Annotated in this window: 2 protein-coding genes (1 of these 2 cut by a window edge); both read right to left on the reverse strand. The window is 69.7% G+C overall.

Going from position 1 to position 26913, the window contains the following annotated elements; translation table 11 throughout:
- Positions 1–18711 carry the 5' end (the start) of a non-ribosomal peptide synthase/polyketide synthase gene (locus B1818_RS14330; protein ID WP_254859689.1) on the reverse strand. It extends 23223 nt beyond the left edge of the window, so only the first 18711 of its 41934 coding nucleotides appear in the window; it begins with the start codon at positions 18709–18711; its stop codon lies beyond the left edge, outside the window.
- Between the two features lie 58 nt (positions 18712–18769).
- On the reverse strand, positions 18770–26905 hold the full coding sequence (locus tag B1818_RS14335; RefSeq protein WP_058252330.1) for an amino acid adenylation domain-containing protein: 8136 nt from the start codon (positions 26903–26905) through the stop codon (positions 18770–18772).
- Positions 26906–26913 lie beyond the last annotated feature (8 nt).

Below are 26913 nucleotides of genomic sequence, written 5' to 3' on the forward strand. Positions count from 1 at the left end.
GCCGTAGAGGTTGTAGAACAACACCTGCGGCAACCAGTCGCGCACCCGACCGGCCGACGCCGGTGGCAGAGCCTCGCCGGTTGTGGAGATGATGCGCACCGATTTCCAGGCCCGTACCCGCTCCTCGCCGGCGACCTCGAGGAAGACCGACAGCATCGACGGCACGAAGTGGACCATCGTCGCCCCGGTCCGACTGACCTCGTCGGCGACGTAGACCGGGTCCAGGTGGCCGTCAGCTTGAAGGATGACCATCGACGCGCCGACCATGAGGGGCGCGAACAACTCAGGCACCGACACATCGAACGTGTACGGGGTCTTCAGCACCACACGGTCGACGGTGCCGATGGGCAGTTCGTCCAGGCCCCACCAGAGGCGGTTCAGCACCGCGGCATGGGTAAGCGTGACACCCTTCGGACGTCCGGTGGACCCTGAGGTGAAGAGGGTGTAGATAGCGTCGTCGCCGCGGATGGGACGGACGCGTTCGGCATCGGTCAAGGGCGGCGTGGACAGGTCGACCGCCGCGTCGGCACTGATCGCGTGCATCGTCACGAGGTCGCCGAGTTCGGCGACGGCGGGCGGCGTCCGGTCCCCGCTGACGAGCACCACTGAGGCACCTGCTGTCTCGACCATGTACCGCACGCGTTCAGCGGGCGCCGACGTGTCGATCGGAACGTACTGCCCGCCTGCGGTGACCACCGCGTGAATCGCGACGACCATCTCGACCGAGCGCGGAATACACAGGCCCACTGCGGTATCCGGTCCGACGCCCAGGTCTCGCAGCGCCCGGGCGAGGGTGTTGACCCGCGCGCCGAACTCGACGTAGGACACCTCACGCTCGCCGGCGATGAGCGCGGTGCGACCGCTGTCCCGGATGACCGTCCGCATCACCGCGGCATCCACAGAGACGACATCCGGCAGCGTCACATCCGGGCCCTGCTCGAACCCGCGGACCGCGGCGACCTCGTCGGGCGACATCAGTTCGACGTCGAGGACTCCGATCGCCGGGTTCGCGATGACGTCCGAGAGGAGACGCAGGAACCGTTGCCGCAACAGGACTACAGTCGGCTCGTCGAACAAGTCGGTGGCGTAGACGATGGATCCGCGCCACGGCTGGCCGGCGGCCGCGGCCGCGAGCCCGATGGTCAGATCCACTTTCGCCGGGGTGACTTCGTTGTCCACGGCTTCGACGGTCAGACCGTCCACCACGACCGCGCCCAACTCTCCACCGAGTTCCGGCAGCGTCGCCTGGTTCAGGGTGAACAGGACTTGAGCCAATGGGGCGAAGGCCTCGGACCGGACCGGGTTGAGGTGGTCGACCAGACGCTCGAAGGGCAGGTCGGCATTGGCGAAGGCATCGAGGTCGGTGTCGCGGGTCTGCTCGAGGATGTCGAGGAAGGTCGCGGCGGGATCGACACGGGTACGCAACACCAAGGTGTTGACGAACATGCCGATGAGCGGATCGAGTTCGGGCTGACCGCGCCCGGCAATGGGCGTCGCGATGGCCACGTCGTCGACCAGCGACGTACGGCTCAACAACACCGCCAACGCTGCATGGATCACCATGAACGCTGTCACCCCGTGCTCGCGGGCCATCCCGTTGATCGCGTCGCCCAGCTCCCCGGGGACCTCGATCGGCAGGTGCGCACCGTGCTGACTCGCGACAGCCGGCCGCGGTCGGTCGGCGGGTAGATCAATGACCTCCGGAAGGCCGGCGAGCTGCTGTTCCCAGTATCGGAGTTGTTGCGACACCGGCGAAGTCGGATCATCGGCGTCGCCGAGCACTTCGTGCTGCCACAGCGCGACGTCAGCGACCTGCACGTCGAGAGTGGGAAATGCGGGCGTCTGTCCGACGCGCCGCGCGGAATAGGCGGTCATCAGGTCGCGGGCCAGGACCGGACGCGACTCACCATCGGACGCGATGTGGTGCAGGACGATCAGGAACACATGTTCGTGGTCACCGGTCCGCGTCAGTCGCGCACGCAGGGGCCAGTCCATGGCGACGTCGAACCCCGTTGCCGCCGCGGCGAGCAGATCGTCGGTGGTGCCGACCACAGCCCAATCGAGTCGGCCGTCGACCTCGTCGGCGGAGTGGACCACCTGGTGCGGCACCCCGTCCGCGGACGGGAAGGTCGTACGGAGAACTTCATGGCGACGTACGACGTCGGCGAGTGCACCGCGCAGCGCCGCGCTGTCCAGATCGCCACGCAGCGTAAGAGCGATCGGGATGTTGTAAGTCGCCTGCCCGGGGTCGAGTTGGTTGATGAACCACATCCGCTGTTGTGCGAAGGTGAGGGGCAGACTTTCCGGACGTGGACGGTACGCCGCCACCGGGGCCAACGCTCGTCCGCGTCCACCTGCACGACCCACGAGTTTCCGCACCGTCGGCGCGTCGAACACATCGCGCACCGAGACATCACGCCCCAACGCATCCGAGACACGCGAGGCCAACCGCATCGCCGACAGCGAGGTGCCGCCGATGGCGAAGAAGTCGTCGGTCGCGCCGACCCGCTCGACATCGAGCAGGCCGGCGAAGATCTCGGCCACCTCGGTCTCCTGGCCGTCGGCCGGCGGGACGTACTCGCCCGCGGTGAACTCGGGCGCCGGGAGCGCACGACGATCGACCTTGCCCGAGGTGGTCAGCGGCATCTGGTCCAGGACCATCCACGTGGTCGGGACCATGAACTCCGGGAGTCCCCGCCGCGCAACGTCTTTCACCGTGTCGGCGTCGAGATCGACGCCCGGCCCGGCGGCCAGGTAGGCCACCAGCTGCTCGCCTCCCCCGGCGGGGGCGGCGACCACCACGGCGGTGTGCACGACACCGGGGGCCGATCCGAGCACCGACTCGATCTCGCCGAGTTCGATGCGCTGGCCGCGCAGCTTCACCTGGAAGTCGTTGCGGCCCAGGTATTCGAGTTCACCGGCGGCGTTCCAGCGTCCGCGGTCACCGGTGCGGTACAGGCGCGCGCCGGCCGGCCCGAACGGGTCGGCGACGAAGGTCTGGGCGGTCAGGCCGGGCCGCGAGGCGTACCCGCGTGCCAGCTGGACTCCGCCGAGGTACAGCTCACCGTCCACGCCGACGGGTACCGGACGCAGCCGCGCGTCGAGCACGCGCACCGACGAGTTCCAGACCGGGGTTCCGATCGGGATGTTCTGCGGCGGCGGCCCGGTGACGGCACCGTAGGTGATGTCGACGACGGCCTCGGTGGGACCGTACTGGTTGACCAGCAACGCATTCGGAAGTGCGGCGGCCAGTCCCGAGGCCAGACCCGGGAGCAGCGCCTCGCCGCCGGAGAAGATCCGGCGCAGGCTGGCGAGCCGCTCGATGCCGACACCGGTGGCGCCGTCGAGGAAGGCGGCGAGCATCGAGGGCACGAACTTCACCGTGGTCACGCCATGGCGCTCGATGAGCCCGGCGAGATGACGCGGATCGCGGTGGCCGCCCGGTTCGGCGACGACGACCGGCGACGCGTTGAACACCGGTCCGAAAAACTCCCAGACCGAGGCGTCGAAGGTGTACGGGGTCTTCAGCAGGAAGCGATGCGGCCCTTCGCCGTTGGATTCGCTGAACCACGCGAGGGTGTTGCGCAGCGCGCCGTGGGTGACGGTGACACCCTTCGGGCGTCCCGTCGATCCGGAGGTGAAGATCGTGTAGACGGCGTTGTCCGGGTGGACGACCCCGAGACGGTCGGCCTCGGTCACCGGCGGTACGGGCGCGTCCGGGAGCGGCGTCGAGGCGTCGACACGCACGATCCGGCCCCCGAACTCGTCGAGGACCGACGGGACCGTTCCGGGACCGACGACGACGGTGGCCACCTGTGCGGTGTCGAGGATGTACTGCCCGCGTTCGGCCGGGCTCTCCGGGTCGACGGGTACGTAATGCCCGCCGGCGGCGACGATTCCGTGTACCGCGACCATGATCTCGACCGACCGGTCGAGACAGACGCCGACCGCGACGTCCGGGCCCACCCCCGCGTCGATGAGCTCGCGCGCCAGCAGTGACACGCGGGCGGCGAACTCGGCCTGGTCGACCACACGGTCGGCGAAGATGACCGCAGGGGCTTCGGGAGCCGAGGCGGCGTTCGACGCCACGAGGTCGGCCACGGTGTGCGGCGATCCCACCTCGACCCGGGCGCCGGTCGCGAAGTCGTCGAGACGCGACGACTCGTCCGGCAGCACGAGCCCGGCGTCGCCGACGGGACGCGACGGCGCGCTCAGGACTCCGGTCAGCACGGCGACGAGTCGACGGGTGAGGGTGTCGATCGTGGATTCGTCGAACAGGTCGGTGGCATAGATGACCGATCCGGCCCATCGGCGCCCGTCGTCTCCCCGGTCGATCGCGAAGTTCAGGTCGACCTTCGCACCCGGTGCGGCCGGGGGAAGGGGCTCGAAGCCCAGGTCGCCGATGGAACTGCTCTGTTCGGCGTCGATCGCGAAGTCGGCCGAGGCCGACTGGTCGAAGGTGAGATTCACCTGGGCGAGCGGCGCGAAGGCCTCCGTCCGCACCGGGTTCAGCTTCTCCACGAGGGTCTCGAACGGCACGTCGGAGTTCGCGAACGCGTCCAGGTCGGTCGCCCGGACCCGGTCCAGCAGCGACTCGAAGGACTCGGCACCGTCGACCGGGACCCGGAGCACCAGCGTGTTGACGAACATGCCCACGAGCGGGTCGAGCGCGGCCTTGCCGCGCCCGGCGATCGGGGTACCGACGACGATGTCGCCGTCGGACGACAGGCGTGCGAGCAGGACCGCGAGGGCCGCGTGGACGACCATGAACGGGGTGACGCCCCGCTCGGCGGCCACGCGTTCGATCGCGGTCCCGATCTCGGCCGGGATGTCGAAGTCGAACCGAGCGCCGCGTTGCGACGCCACCGCCGGACGCGGCCGGTCGGTGGGCAGTTCGAGGACGTCCGGCGCTCCCGCGAGGCGCTGGACCCAGTGGTCCAGCTGCGCGGCGATGCGCGAGTTCGGGTCGCCGGCGGAGCCGAAGACCTCGTGCTGCCAGATCGCGTAGTCGGCGAACTCCACCTCGAGCGGCGCGAAGACCGGGTCCCAGCCCTCGGCGCGTGCACCGTAGGCGGTGATGAGGTCGGCGAGCATCGGCCTCATCGACTCGCCGTCGGCGGCGATGTGGTGGACGACCACCACGAAGACGAACTCTCCCGCGCTCACCGGCCACAGGCGTGCGCGGATTGGCCACTCGGCGGTCACGTCGAAGCCGTCGGTGACCGCGGCCTCGATCTCGGCCTGCGAGCCGACGACCGCCCAGTCCAGTCGGTCGACCTGGTCCGGACCGTCGATGCGCTGGTGGGGAACCCCGTCGACCTCGGGGAACGTGGTGCGCAGCACGGCTTGTCGTGCGACGAGGTCGGTCACCGCGGCGCGCAGCGCGTCGGTGTCGAGGTCGCCGCGCAAGCGCAGTGCGATCGGGATGTTGTAGGTCGACGACGCGGGTTCGAACCGGTTGATGAACCACAGGCGCTGCTGAGCGAACGACAGCGGGATGCGCTCCGGGCGGGGCGACACCGCCACCACGGGTGGCAGAGTGCTCCCGCGGCCGGACACGGCGTCCACCAGGTCCCGGACGGACGGTGCCTCGAAGACGTCTCGAACCGACACGTCGGTACCGAGTGCATCGGCGACGCGCGAGGCGAGGCGGGTCGCGGACAGCGAGTTGCCGCCGAGATCGAAGAAGCTTGTCGTGACCCCGATCTCGTCGACACCGAGGACCTCGGCGAAGACCTGGGCGACGGCGGTCTCCTGCGGGCCCGCGGGCGCGACGACCTCGTCGGCGACGGTCGCCGCGTCCGGAACCGGAAGCGCCTCCCGGTCGAGTTTGCCGTTCGCCGTGAGGGGCAGGACCTCGACGTCGACGATCTGGTCGGGGACCATGTACGACGGCACCGCACGTCCGGCGATGCGCCGGACCTCGGTCGCGTCGACCGCGTCCTGCTCGTCGCGGACCAGGTAACCGATGAGTTGCTCACCGCGACCGGGGATGTCGAGGACACGTGCCGCTGCCGCGCTCACACCCGGCACCGCCAGCAGCGCCGCCTCGATCTCGCCGAACTCGATCCGGTAGCCACGCAACTGGACCTGCGCGTCACCGCGCCCGAGGTACTCGATGTCGTCACCCACGCGACGGGCGAGGTCGCCGGTGCGGTACATGCGGGTTCCGGGCTCGCCGTAGGGTGACGCGACGAAACGCGTCGACGACAGCCCGGCGCGCTTCAGGTAACCCTGCGCCAGTTGCCCACCGGTGACGTACATCTCGCCCACGACACCCTCGGGGACCGGCCGCAGCCGGTCGTCGAGCACGTGGATGGCCAGCGACGACAGCGGCCGGCCGATGAAGCTCGCGTCGTCGGCCGCCACCGATTGCGGGTCGAGCGGCCGGAAACTGACGTGCACGGTCGTCTCGGTGATGCCGTACATGTTGACCAGCGTCGTGGTCTCGTCCGGATGGTCGTCGAACCAGCGCCGCACCTGCTCGAAGCTGAGCGCCTCGCCGCCGAACACGATGTAGCGCAATGACAGCGGGGTGTCGTGGCGTCGTCGGGTCTCGGCGAGCTGGTAGAACGCCGACGGCGTCTGGCTCAGCACGGTGACCCGTTCGCGGGCGAGCAGATCGAGGAACTCCTCCGGCGCCCGCGCGAGATCCCGGTCGACCAGGACCAAGCGGCCACCGGTCAGCAGCGGTCCCCACAGCTCCCAGACCGAGAAGTCGAACGCGTACGAGTGGAACATCGTCCACACGTCCGTCTCGTCGATGTCGAAATCATCTGCGGCGGTGTCCATCAGGGTCACCACGTCGCGGTGGGTGACCTCGACACCCTTGGGCCGGCCCGTGGAACCCGACGTGTAGATCACGTAGGCACGCGAATCGGGATGAACCGCAACCGGTTTCGGAGTCGCAGCGGCACCTTCAGCGATCAGCTGCGCGACCGGCACCACCGGCGTGGTGCCCAACTGGGACCACAGTTCGAAGTCCGCGGTCGTGTCGTCGATGATCACCGCGCTCGGCGCGGCATCGGAGACGATGAAACGCAGGCGGTCGACCGGATTGGTGGTGTCCAGCGGCAGATAGCCGGCGCCGGACCGCAACACACCCAGGATCGAGGAGACGAGATCGACGCCGCGGGAGGTCGCCACGGCGACGAGATCGCCGGTGGAGACTCCTCGCGCACTCAGGGCCGCGGCGACCGCGGCGGAACGTTCGTCGATCTCGCGGTAGTCGAGTGTGGACGTGGTGTCGGTGACGGCCGGACGATCGGCGTGGGTGCGCGCTGCCCGCGCGAACAACTCGGCGAGCGAGGCGTCGGTGTTGCGGGTCCGGGTCACCGGCGGCGTGAGCTCGCTCCGGTACTCGGCGTCGTCGAGCAGGGAGATGGCCCCGACCTCGGTGGCCGGGTCGGCGACGAGGGTCGTGAGGATGCGGATCAACGCATCCGAGTACACCTCCACCTGTCGCTCGTCGAAGGAGGCGGGCAGATACTTCAGTTTCAGCTCGATCTGGTCGCCGACCACGCCGGTCACCAGGTTGAGCGGGTAGTGGGTCGAGTCGGTGGCGTCGAGATCCTCGATCCCGATGCCGCCGGCGTCGGCCCCCTGCTTCAGGGACTGGGCGTCGACCGGGTAGGACTCGTGCACCGCGAGGGTGTCGAACAGCTGTCCGCGACCGACGAGTGCGGTCAGCGCGGGCAGTCCGAGGTGCTGGTGGTCGAGCACCGCGACCTTCGAAGCCTGCAGCGCGTCCAGGACGTCGGCGGCGCGGGCGCCCGGGTCGACGTCCGAGACCGCGGGCAGGGTGTTGATGAAGAGGCCGACCATCGTCTCGACGCCGTCCAGATCGGCCGGACGTCCGGAGACCGTCTCGCCGAAGACGACCGTGCGCTGACCGGTGATGCGCGAGAGCAGCACCGCCCAGGCGAACTGCATCACTGTCGAGACGGTCACTCCCCGTGCGCGCGTGAGGTCTTCGACGGCGGAGGTGATCTCGGCCGGGAGCAGCACGCTGTGATCGCGCGGAAGCTGATCGGAGGTCGCCTCGCGGCCGGAGCCGACGAGGGTCGGCTCGTCGACGGCGGACAGCACCGACCGCCAGGCCGCCAGTCCCGCTTCGGTGTCGGAGGCGGCGATGTACCGCAGGTAGTCGAAGTAGTCTCCCCGAGCCCCGGATTCGGCGGCGACGGTGCCGGTGTAGGTCTGACCGGTGGCGTACAGCGCGAACAGGTCGGCCATGATCAGCGGGCTCGACCAGCCGTCGATCAGGATGTGGTGGCTGGTGACGACCAACGTCGAGCGCGTGCCACTGCGGACGAGGACGAACCGCATGAGCGGGCCGGACTCGAGGTCGAACGCCGTCGCGCGTTCGACCTGCGCGACTGCGGCGATCGCATCGTCGCCGCTGTTGGCGTCCACTGTCCGCCAAGGGATCTCGACCGTCTCCGGAACCACCGCGACGACCTCGCCGCTGGGTACCCGGACGAAACTGGAGCGGAGTACCCGATGGCGGGCGAAGACCTCGCGCACGGCCTCGGCGAGACGGGTGGCGTCGACCTCGCCCTTGAGCGTGAGAACCGCCTGCGCGGTGTAGACGTCGACCGCCCCGGCTTCGCGGCCCGCCGCGGCGAGTTCGGCCTGGAACTGCAGGCCGCGCTGCAGCGGCGACAGCGGCCACACGTCGGCGCCCGGATACCGCCGGGCCAGGTGATCGAGATCGTCCTGGGTGACGCGCGCACCGAGGACATCCGACGGGGAGAGTCCCGGATCGCCGACGCGGGCGACCTCGTCGACGATGGTCGCGAGCTCGGCGTCCCAGCGCCGCGCGAGGTCGTCGACCGCCTCGGTGTCGATCGCGCCGCGCGGGAACGTGAATCCCGCGACGAACTCGCGACCGCTGTCGCCGATCGCGGTTCCCGCGTTGATGCTCAGCAGGTTCGGCACGACCATCGCGCCGGTGACCGTGCCGGGCAGGCGCGGTGCGGCGGGGTCGGGCAGGAACGGCATGCCCGACTCGCCCACGGCCGAGGCGTTCTCGCCGCCGGCCCCGGTTCCCGTGACGTTGCCGAGGTAGTTGAAGCCGATGCTCGGCAACGGTCGCCGGGACAGCTCGGTGTCGCCGTAGCGGAGGAGTCCGTAACCGATCCCGTTGTCGGGTTGGCCGACCCGCTCCTCCTTGGCGAGCTTGACCGTGTGGACAGCGTCACCGCGGACGTCGACGGCCATCGGCGCGATGGTCGTGAACCACCCGACGGTCCGGGACAGATCCACGGTCCGCGGATCGGTTCCGTGCAGGAGGGATTCCTCATATCGGCCGTGACCCTCGAGCAGGATGGTCACCGGCCGGTCGTCGGCGATGCCCCGGGCCTGCTGCCACGACCGGACGGCGCGCGCCAGAGCAGCCACGAGAGCGTCGTTGACGTTGCCGCGGAAGGCGGTCGGCACTGAAGTCAGCAGCGCCTCGGTCACCGACGAGCCGACCGAGTGCACCACGGTCTCAGTGGTCGACATGCGGTCACGCGCGCGGTCGACCTCCGCCCCGAGGTCGGTGACCCGTTCCGGCGACCGTTCGAGCCAATAGCGCAACTCGTCGGATCGCCCGGCCCGCTGGGCATCGAGCGCGGCGGTGAAGGCGCGCGCCGAGGTGACCTCCGGTCGCAACGAATACGCCTGACCGCCTTGATGTTGCGCCCACGCGGTCAGCAGGTCCTCGATGATGACCCGCCACGAGACGGCGTCGACGCCCAGGTGGTGGATCACGACGACGAGCCGTGCGGCGGCGTCTGGGGCGGTGACCAGAACGGCCGCGACGAGCTTCCCGCTGGTCGGGTCGAGGCGCCGGGAGGCGTCCTCGAAGGCCGCGACGACGGTGTCGGAGAAGCCGGGGTCGCCGACGAGCGCGGGAGAAGCGAGCGCGGTGACCGCACCGGGCACCAGTGGCGCGACACCGGTGCGCATGCGCCACTCACCATCCGGCCCCGATTCGACGGCCGCGGCGAGCATCGGATGAACGGACACGACCTGCCCGAGGAGTTCCTGCGCGATCTCGACGGTGAGTCCGGCCGGCGCGGTCAGCACCATGGACTGGGAGAAATCGGCGAAGTCGGTGACCACGTCGGTCTGATCGAGGATCCACGAGACCACCGGCGGCACGGCCATCGGGCCGATCCCGCCGCCGGCCGGTTCCTCGAGGGCGGGCACCCGCTCGCCACGGGCGCCGACGGCGCGGGCAATCGCCCGAACGGTCTTGTGCTCGAAGATGTCTCGAGGCGACACATCGATCCCGGCGGCCCGCGCGGCCGAAGCGACCTGAATGGACATGATGGAATCGCCGCCGAGGGCGAAGAAGGAGTCGCTGACGCTGACGCGTTCGAGACCCAGGAGTCCGGCGATGATCGTGGCGAGCTGCTGCTCGACCGGCGTCTCGGCGTCGACGTGATCGGAGTCGACCTCGATGGTCGGCGCGGGGAGTGCCCGACGATCGAGCTTGCCCACCGGGGTCAGCGGCAGTGCGTCGAGCACGACGATCCCGGCCGGCACCATGAACAACGGCAACCGGTCGGCGAGATGCTCACGCAGCGTGGCGATGTCGACTGCGTCGCGCAACACCACGTAGGCGGCGAGCGCCGAGACGACCGACTGTCCACTCGCGGCGAGCCCGCCGTCAGAGTCGACGCCGACGACGACCGCGGAGGCCACCGCGGGGTGACCGCCGAGCGCACTCTCGATCTCGCCGAGTTCGATACGCAGACCGCGAAGCTTGATCTGGTCGTCGCTACGACCGACATAGTCCACCGAGAGCGACCCGTCGCGGTCACGGGCCCAGCGGACGATGTCCCCGGTGCGATAGATCCGGTCGCCCGGCGCGCCGAAGGGGTTGGCGACGAAGCGCTCCGCGGTCAGACCGCGGCGCGCGAGGTAGCCGCGCGCCAGGGCCGGGCCGCTCACGTACAGTTCGCCCGCCACCCCGACCGGAACTGGGCGAAGCCGGGAGTCGAGCACCAGCAGGTCGACGCCGCCGATCGGCGGTCCGACGAGGACCGGTTCCTCGACCCGCATGGGCGGGCCGATCGCGACACCGATCGTGGTCTCGGTGGGTCCGTAGAGGTTCTGGAAGCGCACCAGTGGTGCCCAGCGGTCACGCAAGGTGTCCGGGACCGCCTCACCGCCCGCGTAGACGGTGTGCAGATCCGGGAGGTCGGCCGGATCGAGGGAGGCGAGCACTGTCGGGGTGAGGAATGTATGGGTCACGCGGTGCTCGCGCATGAAGTCCGCGAGCGGTGCACCGGCCACCGCGTCGCGGTGCCGGTACACGACGGAGGCACCCACGGTGAAGGCGAGCAGATACTCGAGTACGAAGGCGTCGAAACTGGGTGAGGCGAAACCCAGGACACGTGAGTCCGGGGTGATGCCGGATTTCTCCGCGGCCTCGACGCCGAAGTTGCGCAGGCCGCCCGCGGTGACCTCGACGCCCTTGGGCGTACCGGTCGATCCGGACGTGTAGATCACGTAGGCCGTGTCGTCGGCCCCGACCGCGCTCGGCCGGTCGGCGTCGGTCACAGGCGAATCACTGGCCGCCGCAACGGCTTCGATGAGCTCCGGCGCGTCCAGTTCCAGCCACTCGCTGCCGGGAATCCCGGGCCCGGCCACGTCGCCGAGCGTGAGCCCGAGCCGCGCACCGGAATCGGTGATCATGTGCGACACGCGATCCGCCGGGTAATCCGGGTCGATCGGTACGTACCCGGCCCCGGTCTTGGCCACCGCCCAGATCGCGACCATCAGTTCCGCCGACCGCGGGATGAGCAGCGCGACCAGGGTGCCGCGGCCGATGCCCCGATCCAGCAGGTGACGAGCCAGCCGGTTCGACGCGGCATCGAGCTCGCCGTACGTCAATGACCGCTCGGGGTCGACGACCGCGGTCCGGTCCGCTCCGCCGCGCCGGACCGCGGCGGCGAACAGCTCGGCCAGCGGCACGGCCGGCGTCGCGGGCTGACGGCCCACGGGGGTCAGCAGCTCGCGCTCGTCGGTGTCGAACAGGTCGGCGTCACCCACCGGCACGGTCGCGTCGGTGACCAGCTCGTGCAGCAACCGCGCGAATCGATCCATCATCCGCGCGACCGTCGCCTCGTCGAACAGGTCCGTGGCGTAGTTGACCCGGCCGATCCAGGACCCGGCGCGACCCCCGCGGAGTCCGACCGTCAGGTCCACCTTGGCCGAGTTCTCCTCAGTCTCCACCACTTCCACCGCGAGCTCGTCGATGTCGGCGACGAGAGTGGACGGATCCGCGGGAGTGGGGTCGACGGTCAGCAGGATCTGCGTCAGCGGCGCGAAGGCCTCCGAACGTGACGGCGCGAGTGCGTCCACGACCGCCTCGAAGGGGGCATCGGCGTGGGCGAAGGCGTCGAGATCGGTGACCCGCACGGCGTCGAGAAGGTCGGCGAACCGCTGCGCCGGGTCGACCACGGTCCGCAGAACCAGGGTGTTGACGAACATGCCGACCAGCGGATCCAGGGCGGCGTCGCCGCGTCCGGCGATCGGGGTGCCGATGGCGATGTCGTCGGTGGCCGAGAGTCGCGACAGCAGCACGGCCAGTGCCGCATGGATGACCATGAACTCGGTGACACCACGCTCGGTGGCGAGATTTCGGACGAGATCTGCTGTCGCCGAGTCGATCTCGAAACCGACTTCGGCGCCGGCCATCGACGCGACCTTCGGACGCGGACGGTCGGCGGGGAGTTCGAGCACCTCGGGAAGCCCGGCCAGCGCGGTGCGCCAGTAGTCGACCTGCGCCGAGACCCGCGAATCCGGGTCGTCGATCGAGCCGAGCTCACGACGTTGCCAGAGCGCGACGTCGGCGAACTGCACCTCCAGCTCCGCGAAGTCGGGCGAACGACCCTGGGAGCGCGCGACATACGCTGTCACCACGTCGGTGACGAGCGGGCGCATCGATTCGCCGTCGCCGGCGATGTGGTGGATCACGATGAGGACGATGTGTTCGAGGTCGTCGACGCGATGCACGCGGATGCGGATCGGTCGCTGCACGGCGACATCGAAACCCGTGCCGGCGGCGGCGAACAGGTCGGATTCCTCGTCGACGACAGCCCAGTCGAGTTCGGCGCCCACACCGGTGGCGTCCCCGATGACCTGTCGCGGTGCGCCGTCGATCGACGGGAACACCGTGCGGAGCACTTCCTGACGCTCGACGACGTCGACCATCGCGGCACGCAGCGCGGCGAGGTCGAGCTTGCCGCGCAGGCGCAGGGCGATCGGGATGTTGTAGGCCGCCGAGCTGGTGTCGAACTGGTTGATGAACCAGATGCGTTGCTGCGCATAGGACAGCGGGATCTCATCCGGGCGCGGGCGTACCGCGGTGACCGGCGGTAGGCCGGGTACGCGGTCGGCGACGCGTTGCGCGAGCTCGCGCACGCTCGGTGCGTCGAAGAGGTCGCGGACGCTGACCTCGACGCCGAGCGCCGCACCGGCGCGGGCCGCGACCCGCATCGCGGCCAGGGAGTTGCCGCCGAGATCGAAGAAGGAGTCGACGACCGAGACCCGCTCGACCCCGAGGACCTCGGCGACGACAGCGGCCAGGGCCTGCTCGGCCGGCGTCGTCGGCTCGACGATCTCGGACTCGGACACGGTGGGCGCCGGCAGCGCGCGCCGGTCGACCTTGCCGGAGGCGTTACGGGGCATCTCGTCGAGGACGACCCACAGTGTCGGGCGCAGGTGGGTGAGCAATCGTTCCGCGGCGAAGGCGCGGACCGTGTCGACGTCCACGGTGTCGCCCGGATGGCCCGTCAGGTAGGCGACGAGCGCATCGCCCGCGGAGGTGGTGGTCACCGCGGCAGCAGCAGCGACCACGCCCGGCGCGGCGGACAGGACTGCCTCTGTCTCGCCGAGTTCGATGCGCTGTCCGTGGATCTTGACCTGGAAGTCGGCGCGGCCGAGATACTCGAGTTCACCGTCGGCGCGCCAGCGTGCGAGGTCGCCGGTCCGGTACAGCCGCGAGCCCGCTGGGCCGGCCGGGTCGGCGACGAACGCCTGGGCGGTCAGCGCCGGCGCGCCGGCATACCCGCGGGCCATCTGCGCGCCACCCAGGTACAGCTCGCCGGGAACGCCGGGCGGCACCGGGCGGAGGCGGTTGTCGAGGACCCGGGCCGTCACGCCCGGTGCCGGGCGGCCGATGGTGACGACCTCGACCGGTTCGACCAGGGGCCGGATCGTCGCGTCCACCGTCATCTCGGTCGGCCCGTACTGGTTGACGACCACCGCGTATGGGGCGGCCGCAAGCGTCTGCTGCGTCACCGCGGGGGTGAGTGACTCACCGCCGGTGAAGATCTGACGCACCGAGGACAGACCGGTGGCGGGATCGAAGCTCTCGTCGAGGAACACCGCGAGCAGCGACGGCACGAACTGCACGGAGGTGACCCGCTCGTCGGCGATGACCCGGGCGAGATGCGCCGGATCACGGTGGCCGTCGGGTGCTGCGACCACGGCCGTGGCGCCCGCGACGAACGGCCAGAACAGCTCCCAGACCGAGGCGTCGAAGGTGTAGGGGGTCTTCACCAGCACCCGTTCGTCCGCCGGGTCACCGGTGTAGGCCCCGAACCAGGACAGCATGTCGTGCAGGCCCCGATGGGTGACCGTCACGCCCTTGGGCTGACCGGTCGAGCCCGAGGTGAACAGCGTGTAGACCGGGTGCCCGGCGCGCAGCGCCACCGGACGCTCCGCGGGCGTGACGGGAGCCGACGCAGCGGTCGCTAGCGCGTCGAGATCAACGGTGACGAAGGTTTCCGGAACGGTGGACGCGGCCTCGGCCCAGCTCGGACGTGCCCCGGCGACGACCACCGTCGACGCACCGGACAGCGCCAGCTGCCGGCGGACGACCTCGGCCGGCGCCTCCGGGTCGATCGGCACGTAGGTTCCGCCGGCGAGCACGATCCCGTGGATCGCGACGAGCATCTCGACCGACCGCGGAACGGCAACCGCGACTGCCACATCCGGCCCGACACCCTGCTCGAGCAGTCGTCGTGCGAACGCGTGGACCAGCGCCCCGTACTCGGCATGGTCGTAGGTGCGCCCGCCCGCGCGAACGGCGGGGCGGGACGCGTTGCGGGCGAACGAGTCCGCCAGCGCATCCGCGACCGTGACGACCTGCCCGGGACCGGCGTCGGTGTCAGCCGCACCGACCCATCGTTCGATCGCCTCGTGCTCGGCCGAGGTCATCAGCTCGGCGTCGCCGACAGGCGCACCCGGGTCCGCGGTCAGGGCGTCGAGAAGGCGTACGAACCGATCGGCGAACAGGCGCACCGATTCGGCGTCGTACAGGTCGGTCGCATAGAGCACCGAGCCCTGCCAGTTGTCGCCGTTGTCGGCGATGCCGACGGTCAGGTCGACGCGCGCGGAGAGTTCGTCCGGTTCGGCCGGGGTCACGGCCAGGCCGCCGGCCTCGCCGATCGTCCCCCCGCCGATCGTCAACGTCTGCGAGGCCAGGTCGGCGATGGCCGACTGGTCGAAGGCGAGCCACACCTGCGCGAGGGGCGCGTAGGCCTCGGTGCGCAGCGGGTTCACCCGTTCGACGACCGCCTCGAAGGGGATGTCCGCGTTCGCGAAGGCCTCGAGATCGGTGCGGCGGACGTCGTCGAGCAGTTGGTCGAAGCCGGCCGAGGAGTCGACGCCGGTCCGAAGGACCAACGTGTTGACGAACATCCCGACCATCGGGTCGAGGATCGACTGGCCACGACCGGCGATCGGCGTCCCGACGGCGATGTCCTCGGTCGCGGACAGACGCGACAGCAGGACCGCGAGCGCCGCATGCGCGACCATGAACGGGGTCAGCCCGCGATCGCGGGCCAGGCGCGCAACACGCTCCGAGACCTCCTGCGGCACACTGAATTCGACGCGCGCACCGCGCTGTGAGGCCACGGCCGGACGTGGGCGGTCGGTGGGCAGCTCGAGCACGTCGGGCGCGCCGTCGAGTTGCCGCGCCCAGTACTGGAGCTGTGCCCCGATGAGCGAGGAGTCGTCGGTGGCGGCGCCGAACACCCGACGCTGCCACAGGGCGACGTCGGCCATCTGGACCGGCAGCGGCCGGAAGTCGGGCGCGTTCCCGGCCACCCGTGCGGTGTACGCGGTGATCAGGTCGGTCACCAGCGGCGCCAGGGATTCGCCGTCGCACGAGATGTGGTGCACCACCATCCCGAGGACCGCCTCGGTGTCCGAGATCCGGGAGAAGCCGACGCGCACCGGCAGTTCCGCGACCAGGTCGAACCCGCCGAGCATCACCTGCGGCAGCGCCGCTTGCGGCACCTCGCGCCAGTCGAGCATCGCAGCCGCCGCCGAGGGGTCGTGGACGAGTTGGTAGGCGTCGCCGTCGGCTTCGGGATAGGTGGTCCGCAGGACCTCGTGGCGGGTCATGACGTCGAGCAACGCCGCACGCAGCGCGTCGGCGTCCACGTCGCCCGACAACCGCAGGACCATCGGGATGTTGTAGGCGGGCGAGGCCGGGTCGAACCGGTTGATGAACCACATGCGCTGCTGTGCAAGCGACAGCGGGATGCGGTCCGGACGGTCGGCGACGGGCTCGATCGGGGGCAACCCCGGGCGCTTCGACGCCGCGGCCAGTGCGAGGTCGCGAACCGTCGGGGCGTCGAAGAGGTCACGGACGGTGAGGTCGACGCCGAGCGTCTCCGCGGCGCGGCCGACGATGCGGGCGGCCAGCAGCGAGTTACCACCGACGTCGAACACCGACTCGACGACACTGATGTCCTCGAGACCCAGTACCTCCGCGAAGATGTCCCGCAGGGCCGCCTCGGTGTCGTTCTCGGGCGCGACGAACTCGGTCGTCGACGCCAGCACCGGCCGCGGCAGTGCGCCGCGATCGAGTTTGCCGTTCTGGGTCAGTGGCAGCCGCTCGACCGTCATGACGACGTCGGGGACCATGTACTCCGGAACCGTGGCCGCGACTCGGCGGCGCACGACCTGTTCGTCGACCTCGGCGCCCTGCTCGGGAACCACGTAGGCGGCGAGGATCTCACCCCGGTCGGGCAGATCCACGACGTTCGCCGCACCCGCCGCGATCCCGTCGACACCGACGAGTGCGGCCTCGATCTCGCCGTACTCGATACGGAATCCGCGGAGCTGGACCTGGGCGTCGCCCCGACCGAGGTACTCGATGTCGTCGCCGACGCGGCGCGCCAGATCGCCGGTCCGGTACATCCGGTCACCGGAACCGTTAGGCGCGAACGGGTTCGCGACGAAACGCGTGGCACTGAGGCCGGCCCGGCGGAGATAACCTTGCGCGAGTTGCGTTCCGGTGACGTACATCTCACCGATGACGCCCTCGGGCACCGGCCGCAGCCGCGAGTCGAGGATGTGGATGTCCAGCGACGACAGCGGCCGTCCGATGAACGACGCGTCACCCGCCGACACCGCGTCGCGGTCCAGCGCGCGATAGCTGACGTGCACCGTGGTCTCGGTGATGCCGTACATGTTGACCAGCTGCGCACCGTCGGCCGGGTTGTCGTCGAACCACCGCCGGACCTGTTCGAAACTCAGCGCCTCACCGCCGAACACGATGTAGCGCAGCGCAAACGAGGCCTGCTTCTGTCGCTGGGCGGTGATGAGCTGGTAGAAGGCCGACGGCGTCTGGCTCAGCACCGTGACCCGCTCGGACTCGAGCAGCTCGACGAAGGCGTCCGGATCGCGCGTGGTGTCCTGGTCGACCACGACGACGCGCCCGCCGGTGACCAGCGGTCCCCAGATCTCCCAGACCGAGAAGTCGAACGCGTAGGAGTGGAACAGCGTCCACACGTCGTCCGGACCGAACGAGAACTCCTCCGCCGCGGCCTTCATCAGCGCGACGACCTCGTGATGCGAGACGACGACGCCCTTCGGCTGGCCCGTCGAACCCGAGGTGTAGATCAGGTAGGCCGGCAGCCGCTCGTCGAGGGGTTCGGGCTGCGCTCTCACCGCTCCCTGAGGAGTCCCGGCTGCCAACTCCTCGGGCGCCGCGAACCGCACGTCGATGACGCCCCACGCCGCGGCCAGGTCTGCGTCGGCGAGCACCAGCAGCGGCGCGGCGTCGTCGATGATCGACTGCGCGCGCGCAACCGGCTGGGAGCGGTCGAGCGGCAGGTACGCCGCCCCGGTCTTGAGGACGGCGAGCAGGGCCACGATCAGCTCGGCACGGCGCGCGAGCGCGACTCCTACGAGGCGGCCCGGACCTGCGCCGGTGGCGCGGAGTGCGCCGGCCAGCACCTCGGACCGCTCGTCGAGCTCGCGATAGGACAGTACGGTGCCGGTCGCGTCGCTGACCGCGGGCCGGTCCGCGTGGCGGGCCACCGCGGAACGGACGAGACCGGGCAGTGAGCCGAGGTCGGTGCTGCCGATCAGCTCCAGGGCCCGCTCTCGGATCAGCGCGATCGCGCGCCGGGTGGCGTCGGCGATCTCCGCGGGTGCGCGGCCGGCGGCGGCCTCGGTCTGGGTGACCCCGGCGCCGACGGCCGCCTCGGTGTCGAGCCCCTGCGCGATGAAGATCTGGGCCGTTGCCGAGACCCGTGCGTACAGCTCACCGAAGGTGACCGGACCGGACGCCGCCTCGTAGGCGGTCTCGGAGGGTGCGACGCCGGCCGAGAAGGCGATCAGGTGCAGTGTCGAAGGCCGCGAGCCCCAGGTGAGAGAGATGTTGGAGGCCGTTGAATCGACATCGGTCACGTCTGAGTCATTCCTTTGGTCGACTGCACTGCTTCGTTCCCGCGGGACCCGCCTCCGGTCACGGCGCGCCATCCAGAACCCGGAGTGCGTTGGTGCGGAGCTCTCCCAGTACGTCACCGAGTGCGTCGGGCCCCGACACCGCGAGGCCGGGCAACAAGCTCATCAGCGCGGTGGTGAGGGCAGAGTCCGGGTCAGGGAGTGCGGCAGCCATCGCATCACTGATCGACGACAGCACCATGAACGTTACCTGCGAATCCTGATGTGCGGCCGCCACCGCATCCGGCTGTGCGGCCGTGGCACGGGCGACCAGATCGGGGAGCGAGACGGCGCGTTCGGCGTCGGCGATGTCACCGGCCGCCGCCTGTTCGGCCGCGGTGACGATGTCGATGTCGCCCACCAGCACCTGCGGGTTCTCCGACACCTCCTCGAGTACTCGCAGGTACCGCTGCGCATAGCTCTCGACCGTGTTCTTGGTGAAGATGTCGGTGGCATAGATCAACTGGCCCGTCATTGAATCAGCGTCCTTTGCTGCCGGTGCACCGAAGTCGTTCGGGAACAACGTGAGCTGGAGATCCACCTTGGCTGGGGTCAACTGCTCGGATACCGGTGCGATCGTCATCGAGTCCATGTCGAGCGAGGGGATGGTGAAGTTCTGGTAGGCGAACATCACCTGATAGATCGGGTTGTAACTGGTGGGCGGCGAGGAGAGAACAGATGAAACGATCGTATCGAACGGGATCTCGGCGTTCGCCATGTCCGCCAGGTCCTCGTCGCGGACCCGCTGCAGGAGCTCGGCGAACTTCTCCTCGTCCTGGAGCCGCGAGCGCAGGGCCAGGGTGTTGACGAACATGCCGACCATGCCGTCCAGTTCGGGCTGACCCCGCCCGGCGAACGGGGTGCCGATCACGATGTCGCGCTGGGTGGTCAGCCGGCTCAGGAGCACCACCAGTGCGGTCTGCATCACCATGAACAGTGTCGCGTTGTGCTGGCGCGCGACCGCCTCGAGCTTGTGCACCAGGCCGCCGTCGATGTCGAAGCGCACCTCCTCGCCGACGAAGGACGGCGTCCGCGGGCGGGGACGGTCGGTCGGCAACTCCAGCCGGGCCGGCGCGTTGTGGAGCCGGTCGGCCCAATAAATGAGCTGCCGGTCCGCCTCGGTCGTCCCGTCGGGCCCGGGGACGGCGAGTGCCTCCTGCTGCCACAGCGTGTAGTCCAGGTACTGGACCGCGAGCGGCTGCCACTCCGGCCGGCGGCCGGCCACCCTCGCCGAATAGGCGGTCATGACATCGGTGGCCAGTGGCAGCATCGAGGCGCCGTCCGCGGTGATGTGGTGGACGACGAAGACCAGGATGTGCTCGGACTCGGTGAGCCGCAGCAACATCATCCGCAGCGGCGGGGCGATCGTGACGTCGAAGCCACGGCCGGTGAACTCCGCGATGGCCGACACGGGATCGTCGTCGACGTCGACGACGCTGCGCTCCAGCAATTCGAGTGCCGCGTCCCGGTCGAGCACGAGTTGGATCGGCTCGCCGTCGACCAGCGGATAGCGCGTCCGCATCGACTCGTGGCGGTCGATGAGGTCCTCGATGGCGCCGCCGATGGCGCCGGTGTCCAACTGTCCCGACAGTCGCAGCGCCATCGCGACGTTGTAGGCCGGCGACGCCGGATCGGCCCGGTTGATCAACCACATGCCGCGTTGTACGGCGGACAACGGCGCGCGGTCCCCGTGCGTGCGAGCCACCAGACGTGGCCGGCGCGAGGGAGTTCCGTGGTCGCTGGCGAATGTCGCCATCGCGCGCACCGACGGCGCGTCGAACACCGCGGCGACGGGGATGTCGACCTCGAGGTCGGCCGACAACCGGGCCGCGACCTTGGTCGCGCTCAACGAGTTCCCGCCGAGGTCGAAGAACGACTCGGCCACGCTGATCCGGTCCACGCCCAGGACATCGGCGAACACCCGGGCGATGACCCGCTCGGTCGCGGTGCTCGCGGGCACGAATTCGGCGGTCTCGATCACCGGCGCGGGCAACGCTTTTCGATCGACCTTGCCCGCCGAGTTGAGCGGCATGTCCGACAGCGGTATCCAGATCGTCGGCACCATGAACTCCGGCACCGTCCCGGTCAGATGCGACTGGGCCTCGGCCGGGCGGACGGAGTCGGGCGAGTAGTAGGCCACCAGGCTCTGTCCGGCGGCGAGGTCGGCGACCGTCACCGCCGTGTGGACGATGCCCGGCACCGACATCAGCGCCGACTCGATCTCGCCGAGCTCGAGGCGCTGACCCCGAAGCTTGACCTGGAAGTCGTTGCGGCCCAAGTACTCGATCTCTCCGGCGGGGCTCCACTTGCCGAGATCCCCGGTGCGGTAGAGCCGCGACCCGGACGGCCCATACGGGTCGGCCACGAAGCGTTCGGCGGTGAGCCGGCCCTGCGAGACGTATCCACGCGCCAGTTGGACGCCGCCGAGATAGATCTCACCGGGCACTCCGACCGGGAGCGGACGCAACCGGTGGTCGAGGACGTGGACCGTCGTGTTGGGCACGGGTCGCCCGATCGGCACGACCGTCTCCGAACCGCGGACGTTGTGCTCGGTGACGTCGACCGCGGCCTCGGTGGGCCCGTACAGATTGTGCAACCCGACGGCGGGCAGCGCGGTGCGCAGGCCACTCGCGGTCGAGGTGGTCAATGCCTCCCCCGAGGTGAACACCTGACGCAACGAGCTCAGTTCGGCCAGCCGGTCCGCACCGACGACGTCGAGGAAGGTCGACAGCATGGACGGCACGAAATGCAGTGTGGTCACGTCCGCGTCCTGGATGATGTCCACGAGGTACGACGGATCCCCGTGCCCGCCGGGCTCGGCGACCACCAGCCGAGATCCGGAGATGAAGGGCCAGAACAATTCCCACACCGACACATCGAAGGTCACCGGCGTCTTCTGCAGAACCACGTCGCGCTGGGTGAGCGTGTAGTGCTCCTGCATCCAGTCGAGGCGGTTGACGATCGCGCGATGGGACACGACGACACCCTTGGGGCGTCCGGTCGACCCGGACGTGAAGATCGTGTACGCGGCGTTCTCCGGACCGAGCGGCCCGCGACGCTCGGTCGAGGCGAGCGGCGCCGCGTCCGAGTCGACCTCGGCCGCGGCGTCGACCACGGTGACCGTGACGCGGTCGGCGAGGTCGTCGACAACGGCGGGGCGGGGCCCCGGTCCGACGAGTACGCGCCGGGTACCGGCGGTCTCGAGCATGTAGTCGGCGCGGTCGACCGGCGCCTCGGTGTCGAGCGGCACGTACTGACCACCTGCCAGCACGATGGCGTGCACCGCGACGAGTAGTTCCACCGAGCGCGGAATGCACACGGCCACCGCGACATCCGGACCGACACCGTCGTCGATCAGCTGTCGTGCGAGCGCCGTTGCACGGGAAGCGAATTCGCCGTAGGTGACCTCGCGGCCGGCGAAGACCAACGCCACCGCGGCAGGATCCCGGCGATATCCGGTCAGCAGCGCAGCCGACAGATCAGGCGCGGAGAGTTCCCGTGCGGCGCCGCGGGACCAGCCCCGGACCGTGTGCACCTCGGCGTCGGGGAACGCGAAGAGATCATCGACGCGCAGCGCTGGTCCGGCATCGTCACGCCCGAGCGAGCCGGCGATCGTCCCCAACACATCGTGGAGGTAGCCGGCGAACCGTTCGATCGTGCTCTCGTCGAACAGGTCACGCGCATACCCGAACGCCACCGAGATCTGACCGGCGTGGTCGCCGGTATCGGCGTACTCGACGACACTGAGTGAGAGGTCGTACTTGGCGAACGGTGCCCGGGCGTCGATGAGGCTGATGCCGGCCTCGTCCTCGAAGAGCCGCTCGACCTGATCGCGCTGCATCACCAGCTCGACCTGGAAGAGCGGCGAATGCGCGGTGGAACGGCGCGCACCCACCGCGTCCACGACCTGCTCGAACGGCACATCGGCGTTGCTGAGGGCCTGCGCGCGAGTGTGATTGGCCTCGCGCAGCAGACTGTTGAGGTCGGTGTCGGGATGCACCCGGGTGCGGAGCACGAGGGTGTTGACGAACATGCCGATCAGGTCGGCGAGTTCCGGCTCTTCCCGCCCGGCGATCGCGGTCCCGATGGCGACGTCGTCGCTGCCGGACAGGCGCGACAACACGACTGCGAGCGCGGCGTGGAAGATCGCGAAGACGGTCACTCCGTGCTGTGCGGCCACCGCGTGCAGCCGGGCGACGGTGTCGGCGTCGAGGAGGGTGTCGACGTATCCGCCTGCGCCGGAGGGCCGGATGGGCCGCGCCCGGTCGATGGGCAGCGAGATGAGCTCGGGCATCCCCGCCAGTTCGGCGCGCCAGAAGTCGAGTTGCGCCGACATGAGCGAGGTGTCGTCGGCGGCCTCCCCCAGGACGTCGCGCTGCCACAGCGCGTAGTCGGCGTACTGCACCGGCAGCGGGCGCCATGCGGGCTGCTCGTGGGCGAGCCGCGCGGCGTAGGCCGTCAGGACGTCGGTGATCAAGGGTCCCAGCGAAGCACCGTCGCCAACGATGTGGTGCATGACGACGATCAGAACGTGATCGAGCGTTCCGTCGGGCGCCACGGAGCGGAAAAGTCGTGCGCGGACCGGATATTCGTAGTTCAGGTCGAAACCGGTCACCGCGAAGTCGGCGAGCCTGCGTTCGGTGTCCACGGGTGCCACGTCGACCACGTCGAACAACCGGGCCGCGGCCGCCGCCTGCGCCGAATGGATGAACTGGTAGGTCTCCCCGTCCTCGTCGGGGAACGTCGTCCGCAACGGCTCGTGTCGTGCGATGACATCATCGATCGCCGCGGCGAGCGCGGCGGCGTCGACGTCGGCGCCGAGCCGCACCGCCCCCGGGATGTTGTAGGCCGGCGAGGTCGGGTCCAGCCGGTTGATGAACCAGAGACGACGTTGGCTGAAGGCCAACGGAATCCGGTCCGGGCGCGGCTGCGGCACCAGCTCCGGCCGGCGCGCGGCGGCGTCGTCGGTCACCGGTGTCGCGACCCGGATGATGTCGCCGAGGCTCTGACTCTCGAAGACGTTGGCCAGCTTGATGTCGAGCCCGACGACGGTACGCAGGCGCGACGCCAGCCGGGCAGCGGTGAGCGAGTCCGCGCCGAGGGCGAAGATGTTGTCCTGCAGCCCGATCGGCTCGATGTCGAGCAACTCTTCGACGATGGCGACCACTTCGCGTTCCCGCGGAGTCGACGGCGCGACATAGGCGACCCGTTCGTCACGCGCGAACACCGGCGCGGGCAGCGCCTGCCGGTTCAGCTTGCCGTTCGCGGTGAGGGGCAGCTCGTCGATCAGCATGACGGTGTCGGGCACCATGTATCCGGGCACATGGGCGCGGACCTGCTCGCGGATTTCGGCTTCGTCGAGCTCGCAACCGTTTTCGGCGACCGCGTAGCCCACCAGTTTCGCCCCGCCGACCGATGCCGCGTCGGTGACGACCGCAGCGGCCGCGGCGACGCCGTCGACGGCACGCAGCGCCGTCTCGACCTCGCCCAGTTCCACACGGAATCCCCGCAACTGCACCTGGGTGTCGGCGCGCCCCAGATACTGGACATCGGTACCGATCCGCCGGCCGAGATCGCCGGACCGGTACATCCGCTCGCCGGTGCCGTACAGGTCGGCGACGAATCGGGTCGCCGTGAGGCCGTGGCGGTTGCGGTACCCGCGCGCGAGTTGTCCGCCGACGACGTAGATCTCGCCGACCGCACCCTCGGGCACCGGACGCAGGCGGTTGTCGAGGACCCGCAGGCCGAGCGAGTTCAACGGACGGCCGATGAGGCTCGCACTCTCATCGCGCACCAGATCGGGATCGAGCGGACGGTAGGTCACGTGGACCGTCGTCTCGGTGATGCCGTACATGTTGACGAGTTCGATCTCGTCACCGAACGCCTCGTACCAGTTGTGCACCTCGTCGAAGCGCAGCTCCTCGCCACCGAAGACGATGTAGCGCAACGCCAACGACGTTCCCGTCCGGCGCCGGACGTCGGCCACGATGCTGAACGCCGAAGGCGTCAGGGACGCCACGGTGATCTGCTCGTCGGCGAGCAACTGCAGGAACTCGGCGGGCGCGCGGGCGACCATTCGGTCCACGATCACGGCACGACCGCCCGTGAGCAGCGGGCCGAAGATCTCCCACACGGAGAAGTCGAAGGCATAGGAGTGGAAGACCGACCACACGTCCTCGGGCGTGAACTCGAAGTCGGCCGACGCCGCGTCGAGCAGCGTGGCGACGTTCCGATGAACGATCTCGACACCCTTGGGCGCCCCCGTCGATCCGGAGGTGTAGATGACGTAGGCCGTCGCCTCCGGGGTCCGCGGGCCGCGCGGTACCGGGACCGCGGCGACTTCCGGAGTCCCCGCCTCGTCGAGCAGTTCCCCGGCCTCGACGACCTCGCACTCCCCCGCCCACCCGGGCCGATCGCCGTCGGAGACGATCAGGCACGCCGGCGCGGCGTCGTCGACGATGTAGCGCAGACGCTCTTCCGGATTGCCGGTGTCGAGTGGCAGGTATCCCGCTCCCACCTTCAGAACGGCCAGCATCACGACGACGAGACTCGAGTCGCGCGCCGTCGCGACGCCGACCAGGTCGCCTGCTCCGATACCGCGAGCGTGCAACGCTCGCGCCATCGCGTCCGAGCGGCTCGCGAGTTCGGCGTAACTGAGGGTCGTGCCGCCGGCGTCGGAGACGGCGCCCCGGTGACGATGAGCGGTCGCGATCTCGTCGAACATCTCGACGAGGGTCGGCGTGGTCGCCCGCGGTCGTGGCTGTGGAAGAGCCTCGAGCAGACGGCGATCGGTGTCCACGAGCAGGCCGACGTCGGCGACGGGGGTGTCGAGTGCCTCCTCCGACAGGAACCGGTCCAGGAACGTCAGGAATCGCTGGTGCAGAGCGTCGAGTTCGGCCGGTGCGTACAGATGCGGGTTGCCGTGCAGGTCCACGACGAGCGGTGCGCCGGGGCTCGACTGGTACAGGTTGATCAGCAGATCCTCGAGGATGCCCGAGGTCAGGATCCGGTACTCCATCTCGGTGCCGTCGATGGCGACCTGCTCGTCGAAGAACACCATGTTGATGGTGGGTCCGAACGAGACCGAACTCTGATCGAGACCGGCGTCGCGGCGGATGTCGTCGGAGCGGTAGCGCTGGTGCCGCAGTGCGCCGGTCAGTTCGAGCTGCGCGGTCTGGATCAGCTCCCGCACCGACTTCGAGGCCACCCCACGCAACCGGATCGGCAGGATGTTGGACACCATGCCACCGGAGATCTTGATCTTCGCGGTGGCCCGGCCGGTGACCGGGAGGCTGAGGACGATGTCGTCGTGGTTGCTCATGCGCGCCAGGAACGCGCCGAACGCCGAGGTCATCAGGACGGCCAGCGAACTGTTCAGCTCACCGGCGAGGGCCTCGTACCGGCGTTGCCGGTCCGGGTCGAGAGCTGCACTGGCCACGACATTGTCGAACGACAGCGAACCGGTGGTGCCGACCTTGGACAGCGTCACCCGCTCCGGCAGGTCCGCGACGCGCTCGAGCCAGTGCGCGCGGTCGGTTTCGCGCCGGGTGCTGCCCTGGTACGCCTCCTCGTAGGCGACGATGTCGGCCATGGTGGCCGGCGACTTGTCGCGCGGTTCGTCTCCCCGGCGAAGAGCATTGTAGCGGTCGACGGTGCGCCGCATGATCGACAGCGCGGCATAGCCGTCGATGATGATGTGGTGGGCGCGGTTGTACCAGAACGTGCGATCGTCGGAGATCAGCAGGATCGAAACGATGATGAACTGGTCGGTGAGGAGATCCACCGGCTGTCGGTACTCGGCCTGCATCCACGCCATCGCCGCGGCGACCGGGTCGGCCTCGGAACGGAAGTCGAGAATGTCGACGGTCTGATCGAAGTCGACGTCGACGTACTGCATGGGGATGCCGTCGATCTCGGTCAGACGGACGAAGGGCGACTCGACGAGTTTCCCGACCTCTTCACAACAACGGGCGAAGAGGTCGATGTCCAGTCCACCCGGCGCGTGGCGGATGTCCACGTACTGAGCGATGTTGACCGAGTACTCGGACGACAGCGACTCGGCGAACCACATGCCGCGCTGCGCCGCGGTGAGCGGGAGGACCTGAATGGTCTCGTCCACGTCACCCGGCGTACCCGCACGGTAATCGGCGATTGCCACGTCCTCTG

Source organism: Gordonia sp. IITR100 (assembly GCF_002009645.1).
In the GTDB taxonomy this organism is placed as follows: Bacteria; Actinomycetota; Actinomycetes; order Mycobacteriales; family Mycobacteriaceae; genus Gordonia; species Gordonia hongkongensis.